The organism is Bartonella sp. MM97QHHN, assembly GCF_042194285.1.
In the GTDB taxonomy this organism is placed as follows: Bacteria; Pseudomonadota; Alphaproteobacteria; order Rhizobiales; family Rhizobiaceae; genus Bartonella.
The window spans coordinates 1-6,729 of sequence record NZ_JBHIMS010000055.1 but is presented as its reverse complement, the minus strand read 5'-3'; the positions used below and the strand labels follow the sequence as shown (position 1 = coordinate 6,729).

Sequence of the window (6,729 nt, the reverse complement as noted above, 5' to 3'; positions counted from 1 at the left end):
CTTGCCTTTCAACCCGACTTTACATGCTTTAGTGATTTGGAAAAATAGGAGCAGAAAAATGCGTTAAAGAGAGCTTTAAATGATCTTTGAAAGGTCTTTGAAGACCCTTTGAGAACCCCTTAAAAACTCTTTGAAAAAAAATAAATTGGTACAAAACCTAGTGGCAAATTATACAAAACCTGCTGGCAAGCTACATACACAAAACCTGCTGTCAAGCTACACAAGCTACAATATCGCTTTATAAACTGTGGCGGAGAGAGAGGGATTTGAACCCCCGATAGAGTTGCCCCTATGCCGCATTTCGAGTGCGGTGCTTTCAACCACTCAGCCATCTCTCCATAATAAAGTGAAACAAAAATTGGCGCTATTTGAGTGTATAAGGGGTAGATAACCTTCAATTGTTTTTGGTACAACCTTTTTTTCTTTTTTATGGGACTTTATTGACAGAGAATAGAAATTCCTTCATATATACAAAATATAAGCGCGGGGAAATCTGCGCATATTTGTGTTAAAGAAGGTTTTATCCTTCTTTGAGATCTATTACGACTGATAAAAAGCAGCCTATTTCCCCTTATTTCAAGGCAGAAATTAAATAAGAGCTGGAGTGAACGGAAGGATAAAAAATGTTCGCAGTCATTAAAACTGGTGGTAAGCAATACCGCATTGTTGCTAATCAAGTGGTAAAAGTTGAAAAAGTTAGTGGAAATGCGGGTGATGTGGTTGAATTCAATGATATATTAATGGTTGGGCAAGAAGGTAATGCGGTTATTGGTACCCCTGTCGTTGCTGATGCATTGGTGACAGCTGAGATTTTAGAACAGGCACGTGGGCGCAAGGTTATCGCATTTAAGAAGCGCCGTCGCCAAAATTCTAAACGCACGCGTGGCCATCGTCAAGAATTTACGAGGCTTCGTGTTTTAGAAATTTTAATGGGTGGTTCAAAACCTAAAAAAGTTGCTGCGAAACCTATAAAAGAAGAAGAAACTACACCAAAAGAAACAAAAGCTGCTGCTTCTGTTGAGAAGACGGCTAAAAAAACGGTTGAAAAAAAGACTGCGCCGCAGAAGAAAGCATCTGTAGCATCAAAGAGTAAGAAAGATTAAAGGAGAGCGTCTATGGCACATAAAAAAGCTGGTGGTTCCTCGCGTAATGGTCGTGATTCAGAATCGAAACGTCTAGGCGTTAAAAAATTTGGTGGTGAAACCGTTATTGCCGGAAATATTATTATTCGCCAGCGTGGTACACGTTGGCATCCTGGAAACAATGTCGGCATTGGAAAAGACCATACGCTTTTTGCATTATCAAATGGAAAGGTTTCTTTTCAACGCAAAGCGGGTAATCGTTCCTATGTTTCAGTCATTCCTATGGTGGAGGCAGCAGAGTAATCTGTAACACTCTCTAGCCATCAACGGGATTTCATTGAATTGTAGTTGTGGTTTTATAAGTATTCAAAGGGAAAGATGAATCTCATCTTTCCCTTTTTGCGTTGGTACTATAATAAATGTAGAAGATAAAAAGGTAGAATTGGGGAAATGGCTTTTCTCAATGAGGGAAAAAGTTTGTGCGCTGTTATGTTAGTATTTAAATACTGAACATATTGATATTATGATAGAGTTTATTGATAAGTTTCTGTATAATAATCAGTGAGGAGAGACTTTCTTTTTATGTATGAAGAAGCGTTGAGTAATTTCTTATAAGAGAAGCAGTTTGTTTTCAGAAAATTATGAGAAATTTAATGAGAGCATTATTGATGTAATCATTTTGATAAAGATGGGTCTTTTTATCGGCATTGTGGTATTGATGAGTTGTCATACTGTTTTTAGGTGGTAGTGTGGATAGGTGGGGCTATTCATTTAAAAAGACATAGGGATAAAAATCCATAAGAAGGTAGTCAAAACTACTTTGAAAGTGACGTGCATTAAGGAATTTTCGGTAAATCGAGAGTGAAATTATATTTTTAAGGAGTACGGTGTTTAAAGATATAAAAATAACCAACGTGCAATCAGCGCCCTTCAAGAATATTTTTTCTGATTTCACTATTATTGTGTATTGTTGAAAATAAACAAGCATAAGAGCTAGGGTTAAGGCAATAATTGCTTTTCATTTTTTACTTTATTTATCTTATTTGTAGAGTTTTTCTTGATTTTAGTAGTTGGTGATGGTGCTTGGGGGGGATGTCGTACTTTGCAAATGTGCGACAGAGGGCATTGTGTATTTGCGATATTGATTGAAGTAAAGGTGTAGCTTAAAATATATAAATATTATATATCGAGAGTTTGATATCATAAGAGATGGGTAGCACGGAATAAAGATGATAAGTTGCATGGAGCAATTTGTAATTATGTAATGAATTTATAAAGAGGGATAATAGGTTAAATAAACTTTGAGGAATCAATTAAAATATTAGCTGAAGTTACGGATGATTAGGAAGGATGCTTTCTTGTAGGGAGAATAATGAAAAGTTATGTTGGATAACTTAGGATAATGAGAGCATTTTGAAAGCATAGTTTTTCAGGTGATTGGTGCTGTAAAAAATGGGGTTTTGTCTTTGTAAAGTAAAAGAGTAAGAGGCAGACTTGTTTATGATGGTTTTAAGCACTTAGGTGGATAATAATATCTAATTGTTTTATCGGTTATATTGAGGTATTTAAGCACCTCACTTAGCTATATTCTGTAGAATATAAAGAGAGCTGTGGTGGTATTTATAGCTTGTATTTTGGGAAATGCAGCTTTGAAAAGGAATGTATCAGAGATATTGGTGTTCAAATGTGAGGCAATTTGAATTCATGATGAGATATGAGAAAGCAGAAACAATGAATGTAGATTTTACTGATGGTGAAATCTTGTCTATAAGATCTGTACAACTTGCAGCTGCTTTTGATCATAAAAATGATGCAATTTATGCTGCTGCTGAATTGCTTGTGCAGGTTGGTGCAGTTGATAAGTGTTATCTGGCAAGTATGCTTGCACGTGAAGAAACAACCAATACTTGGCTTGGAAATGGTATAGCCATTCCTCATGGTATGGCTGAAAATCGTGATTTAATTATCAAGGATGCTGTTGCTGTTATACAGGTGCCTGCTGGTGTTGAGTGGCAGGATGGCAAGAAAGCATATTTGGTTATTGCCATTGCAGCGTGTCCAGATCGCTATAGAGAAATTTGTAAAAAATTGACGTCTCTTTTATTTGATAAAAAACAGCTTGAAGTACTTGCAACAACTATGGACAAACAGCAAATTGTTACAACTTTGTTTGACCAAGAGATGAAGATAGAAAAAACTTTTATTGGTGACCTTTCGGTGTGTCAGGAATGGACTTTAGATTATCCAAGTGGTCTTCATGCACGACCAGCTTCTCTATGGGTTGATTTTGCGAAAAAGGCTCAAAACTCTATCAGAGTTCGCCATGGTCAATATACCGTTGAAATGAAAAATTTGGTTGGTTTATTGCAATTAGGAGCAAAAAATGGTGATGTTCTGATTTTTTCTACAGATGCTGCAGAAGGAGCACAACTTCTCAATGATGCCATTGCTATTGCAAAAAAAGTGAGTATTAGTGAAAAATGTCTGATGAGAGCAATGGAATCTCAAACAAAGGCTTTTCATGGTTGGTATCCACGCTCTATGCAAAAAGGCATTTCTGGTGTTGGAGCGAGTTCAGGATTAGCATTTGGTAAGATTTTTGTTTTAAGGCAAAATGATATTTCCATAATAGATCAGCCAATTGATTTTGCAGCTGGTGCAGCATGTCTTGAAAATGCTCTTACAAAAACAAAACATAAAATGGCATCTGTGATTTCTGATATTACAGTGCGTATGGGAGCAGATTCTGCTGCGATTTTTTCTGCGCAAATGGTTTTGCTTGAAGATGAAAATTTAATAGCTCAAGCTTGTCGTTTTATAGCGGAAGGTCATGGTGTCGCTTGGTCTTGGGATAGAGCGGTTCGTCAATTTTCAGATATGTTTTTTAAGGTAGATAATCCTTTGTTAGCAGCACGTGCTGTTAATTTAGTTGATGTTGGTCGACGTGTTTTAGGTGAAATCAATCCATCCTATAGATCGTTCTTTTTAAATGATATTCCACATGGTGTAATTCTGGTTACAAATGACCTTTCTCCTTCTGATGTAGCACAACTTGATTGTACAAGGGTAAAAGGATTAGCAACAGCATGGGGAGGTCCATTATCTCATACAGCTATTTTGGCGCGTACTCTTGGTATTCCAATGGTTGTTGCTACAGGTGATGATATTTTAGCAATTCAGTCTGATATTCAGGCTATTATTGATGGCGATAACGGGTTTATTTACCTTGATCCTACGCTTGAAGACGTTGAAGATGCTCAAAGGCATATTGATACTGTTGCGCAAAAACGTGTCAGTGAAATAAATGCATGTAGATTACCAGCGCAAACGACAGATGGTCAAAGAATTCGTATCATGGCTAATGTCAACTACGCAAATCAGGTTCCTGTTGCGCTTGATTTAGGGGCTGAAGGTGTTGGACTCATGCGCACGGAATTTTTGTTTTTAGAGAATCCATATATTCCGGATGAAGAGCTACAATTTAATATATATCGGGCGATGATTACAGCTGTAGGAGATAAGCCATTAATTATTCGTGCACTTGATATTGGTGGAGATAAACAGGTTACGCATTTACATTTATCTAAAGAGGACAATCCTTTTTTAGGTGTTCGAGGAACGCGGCTTTTGTTACGTCGACGTGATCTTTTTGTGCCTCAATTACGTGCTTTATATCGAGCGGCAAAAGAGGGTGGAGATCTATGGATTGTGTTTCCGATGGTCATGTCTGTTTCAGAGATTGTCGCTATAAAAAAGATTGCAGAAGAAATCCGCAACGATATTAATGCACCAAAATTAAAACTTGGTATTATGATCGAAGTTCCAGCAGCGGCCATTATGGCAGATGTATTGAGCGCCCATGTTGATTTTTTTTCAATTGGAACCAATGACCTAACACAGTATACAATGGCTGTTGATCGGCAAAATCCGTACCTTGTGTCTGAAGCTGATAGCCTTGATCCAGCAGTTTTGCGTATGATTTATCAGACTATTCAGGGAGCTGCACAACATAAGTGTTGGGTTAGTGTATGTGGTGGTATGGCTGGAGATCCTTTTGGTGCAATGATTTTGACTGGATTGGGAATTAATGAGCTTTCTATGATATCTTGCGATATTTCTCCAGTAAAGGCGTGTTTACAGACTCATAGTTTTGAAGATATGAAAATTTTAGCACAAAAAGCATTACAATGTGAAACTGCACGAGCTGTACGTGCTCTAAGCAAGGATATAAGGTGATAAAGAACATTAAGGGGAAAGAACGAGCTCATTTTGCAGACTAATCAGATCTTTAGTGCTGTAAAACATTAATACAGTATATTAATTTATAATGGTAATTTATCGTTTTACATAATGAGAACCCTGAATATTGTAGGGTTTTTTCGTTTTAAAGTTCTCTATATTTAATTAATAAAAATTACTCTTTTATACATTACAAGGAGGAGTAATGTATGGATAAAAACACTCTAAGAAAGAATAAATTCCTTTTATGCATTCTCTCAAATAGCAATAGATATTTTAACATTAGGCGACAAATAGCTTGATAGTACTTGGCTTTTACTTTTTATTTAAGGAAAGATGATGCTATCCAATAGATTTTATACCATTCATAGATACCGTATGAGGTAGATGTGGCAAGCTTTAAGAGATGTTTTTTTACAAACGTGTGGATGAGAAAGAAAATAGTATTTTTAGAGTATTCTGTTTTGTGATGAGACCATATCACGCTTAAAGAATGCGATAATCAAAAGTATGAAGTAATACGTAATTTCTTTTAAATAATTGAGATTACTTTAGATATTTTGAAAACTGTAAAGCTGAATTTAAAAGTATATGGTAAAAATGAAAACAGGTTTGCATTTTTATTATTTTGTATTTGATCAAAATGAGACTATTTTTTCATTTCAGAAAATAAAATATATTCATACATATTAAATTAAAAATGCAAAGTTTTTTTCTGAATTTTATTTTCTTTAGTATCAACTAAATATAGAAGTGTGAAATTGAATAGAGGATTTAGAGTAGGGCTTATTATATAATCCTATGAAAGAGAAAACTGACACCATCACACTATTTTACAGCTCTCAATGTTGCAAAAATTCGTGCTATTTAAGAAAATGCATAAGAGCCACTTATCCTCTCTTAAAATGTTCTTTCCCCACATACCATCCCTTCCTATGACGTATAAGTAAGTGATTTTAATTATTTGGTTGTGTAAAACTATGGACTGTATGCCAATTTTAAGAGAAGTATTTTTTTGTGAAGCAGAAAGTGCGTAAATGAGCATGAAAGTTTATAACTGGTGACAATCTTTTTATTCTCATTATTGTATTCTACAAACCTATCCACGAAAAAAGTTTTTTCTTAAAAAGAAGGGATGTGCTTGTTATTCAACAGATAAAAGCTCTTACTTTAATAAATGAATTTGTTTTTTGGGTTTTGAATGTATAGTTTAGACTTGCACGTTATTTCTTTCTGGGTATAGTGCAAACTTCTGGAGAGGTGGCCGAGTGGTTGAAGGCGCACGCCTGGAACGCGTGTATATGGGAAACCATATCGAGGGTTCGAATCCCTCTCTCTCCGCCATACAATTTTCTCCTATGTATAACGTATTGATTCTTTGTAATCTTTTTAAAGGTTCGGGAGCGTT

At 35.7% G+C, this 6,729-nt stretch carries 3 protein-coding genes and 2 tRNA genes; 4 read left to right on the top strand and 1 reads right to left on the bottom strand.

All coding sequences use genetic code 11. The features are described 5' to 3' along the window. Positions 1–248: 248 nt before the first annotated feature. Positions 249–338, bottom strand: a tRNA-Ser gene (locus tag ACFIJW_RS02875). 285 nt (positions 339–623) lie between these two features. Here ACFIJW_RS02875 and rplU point away from each other — a divergent pair. The 4 genes from rplU to ACFIJW_RS02855 all read left to right on the top strand — a co-directional run bounded on the left by rplU (position 624) and on the right by ACFIJW_RS02855 (position 6,665). After that, positions 624–1,103, top strand: a complete 480-nt coding sequence (rplU, locus tag ACFIJW_RS02870) for a 50S ribosomal protein L21 (protein WP_375633223.1) — start codon at positions 624–626, stop codon at positions 1,101–1,103. A 12-nt stretch (positions 1,104–1,115) separates the two neighbouring features. After that, positions 1,116–1,385 (top strand): 50S ribosomal protein L27, encoded by a 270-nt coding sequence (gene rpmA, locus ACFIJW_RS02865; RefSeq protein WP_273723965.1) that lies wholly within the window; start codon positions 1,116–1,118, stop codon positions 1,383–1,385. Between the two features lie 1,401 nt (positions 1,386–2,786). Beyond that, positions 2,787–5,318 carry a phosphoenolpyruvate--protein phosphotransferase gene (gene ptsP / locus ACFIJW_RS02860; protein ID WP_375633222.1) on the top strand — a complete coding sequence of 844 codons (2,532 nt, stop codon included), beginning with the start codon at positions 2,787–2,789 and terminating at the stop codon, positions 5,316–5,318. A 1,257-nt stretch (positions 5,319–6,575) separates the two neighbouring features. Further along, positions 6,576–6,665: transfer RNA gene (locus ACFIJW_RS02855), tRNA-Ser, on the top strand. Positions 6,666–6,729 lie beyond the last annotated feature (64 nt).

What these genes read in the sequence shown, in the direction of transcription:
- rplU (WP_375633223.1), top strand. Translation starts at nt 624, where the DNA reads ATGTTCGCAGTCATTAAAACTGGTGGTAAGCAATACCGCATTGTTGCT.
- rpmA (WP_273723965.1), top strand. Translation starts at nt 1,116, where the DNA reads ATGGCACATAAAAAAGCTGGTGGTTCCTCGCGTAATGGTCGTGATTCA.
- ptsP (WP_375633222.1), top strand. Translation starts at nt 2,787, where the DNA reads ATGATGAGATATGAGAAAGCAGAAACAATGAATGTAGATTTTACTGAT.